Annotated in this window: 2 protein-coding genes; both read left to right on the top strand. The window is 43.9% G+C overall.

Annotated elements, in window-relative coordinates; all coding sequences use genetic code 11:
- Window positions 1–88: 88 nt before the first annotated feature.
- A complete protein-coding gene (gene istA, locus HYG89_RS15845) occupies window positions 89–1,108 on the top strand; it encodes an IS21-like element ISAba8 family transposase (protein WP_178868367.1) in 1,020 nt (339 codons plus the stop codon).
- The gene (gene istB, locus HYG89_RS15840; RefSeq protein WP_163140893.1) at window positions 1,108–1,881 is read left to right on the top strand and encodes an IS21-like element ISAba8 family helper ATPase IstB; all 774 of its coding nucleotides are present in this window, start codon (window positions 1,108–1,110) and stop codon (window positions 1,879–1,881) included. Before istA ends, istB begins: the two co-directional genes overlap by 1 nt.
- Window positions 1,882–1,955: the final 74 nt, after the last annotated feature.

Here is a 1,955-nt window from a genome sequence, read left to right as displayed (position 1 = left end):
TGTTAGCGGCAGTGTAAAAATGACCCCCTAATGGCATTTAAAAACTGACCCCCTTGGTTAATATAGCGGTCATTTTGGACTGCTCAACATGTTAACTTTGGAGCAAGCAGTGACAATCCAAATACTTCATCAACAAGGTAAATCTATTAAAGCCATTACTCGTGAACTGGGGGTGTCCAGAAATACCGTACGTAAATATTTACGGCAAAACACCACACCTCAGTATCAGCGTATACAGCCTAGAATAAGTATCCTTGACCCATATAAACCCTATTTACTCCAACGTGTAAACGCAGCTCATCCTGAATGGATTCCTGCTGTTGTGCTCTACCAGGAAATTTTAGGGTTGGGATATCCAGGAAAGATCAGGATCTTGAGGGAATATCTTGCAACATTAAAACCAGTTGCCAAACCGGAACCGATCATTCGTTTTGAAACCCAACCTGGCCAACAAATGCAGGTAGATTTCACGACAATTCGACGCAACAACACGACTTTAAAAGCCTTTGTCGCAACATTAGGCTATTCCAGAGCGACTTTCGTGAAATTTTATGATCATGAACGTACCGATGCATGGATCGATGGTCTAGAAAATGCATTTCAGTTCTTTGCAGGAGTACCTCAGGAAATCCTGTTTGATAACGCTAAAACGATCATGATTGAACGGGATGCCTATCAGGAGGGGCATCATAAATGGAATCCCAAACTGCTCGACTGCGCCAAGAAATACAGCTTTCGTCCTCGCGTATGTAAGCCCTACCGTGCACAGACCAAAGGCAAAGTTGAACGCTTTAATGGATACCTCAAATCAAGCTTTATTGTGCCATTGAAAGCAAGCCTGAAGACTTCGGGTTTACTGTTAGATGTTGATGTCGCCAATGCCCACATTGGCCGGTGGCTGCATGAAACCGCCAATCAGCGGATTCATGCCACCACGCAAGAAAAACCGGCTGTTCGACTGCAACAGGAGCAGCAAAAATTTACGCCATTACCGCAATCAGATACAGGTTCTAGCACTGTACCTGTTGCAGCAGCACAGCATGTCATGCCCTACGAGAGTTTGCAGCATCCCTTATCGGTATATGACCAGTTGCTGGGAGTTTCCTGATGAATCTGCAATACGACCGTATAGAGCAGCTTTGCCAAAAGCTCAATCTGCCTGCCATCGCATCACAATGGTCACATCATGCACAACAAACATTAGGTCAGGATGGAAGTTATGCCGACTTTGTTGAAGCTATCTTGACGCATGAATATGCTGCCAGGCAACAGCGCAGTCAGCAGGTACTGATGAAACTCTCAGGCCTGCCTCAAGTCAAAACCCTGGAAGACTATGATTTTAATTATGCCCTAGGGGCCCCTAAATCACAGGTGATTGAACTGTTCAATCTGAGCTTTATTGCTAGAGCAGAAAATGTGGTGTTTCTCGGGGCTAGCGGAGTAGGAAAAACGCATTTATCTATGGCATTAGGCTATAAGGCCATCATGAACAATGTCAAAACCAAGTTTATTACCGCCGCCGATCTCATGCTGCAACTAAGTACAGCCTACCAGCAAGGTAAATTGAAAACCTATATGCAACGTGCGGTACTGGGACCAAAGTTACTGATTATCGATGAAATTGGTTATTTACCGTTTGGACGTGAAGAAGCGAATCTGTTCTTTAACGTGATTGCCAAGCGTTATGAAAAAGGCAGTACGATATTGACGAGTAACTTACCCTTTAGCCAATGGTCTAAGTCATTTGCGGATGATGTCACGTTGACCGCTGCGATGTTAGATCGGCTATTACATCACTGTCATGTGGTACAAATATCGGGTGAGAGTTATCGTTTGAAGGATAAAAAAAGAATTGGGATTCAGCCCCAGGTTGAAACTTAATACGAGATCAAAGGGGTCAATTTTACTTTGCCATTTGTAAGGTAAAAGGGGTCAATTTTAGAATGCCGTTGACA

The sequence above is a fragment of the Acinetobacter sp. SwsAc5 genome (assembly GCF_013391485.1).
GTDB lineage: Bacteria > Pseudomonadota > Gammaproteobacteria > Pseudomonadales > Moraxellaceae > Acinetobacter > Acinetobacter towneri.
This window is presented reverse-complemented; position numbering and strand designations above follow the sequence as displayed.

Bases quoted from the DNA above. Each gene is read 5' to 3' on its own strand.
- istA (WP_178868367.1), top strand. From the start codon at position 89: ATGTTAACTTTGGAGCAAGCAGTGACAATCCAAATACTTCATCAACAA.
- istB (WP_163140893.1), top strand. From the start codon at position 1,108: ATGAATCTGCAATACGACCGTATAGAGCAGCTTTGCCAAAAGCTCAAT.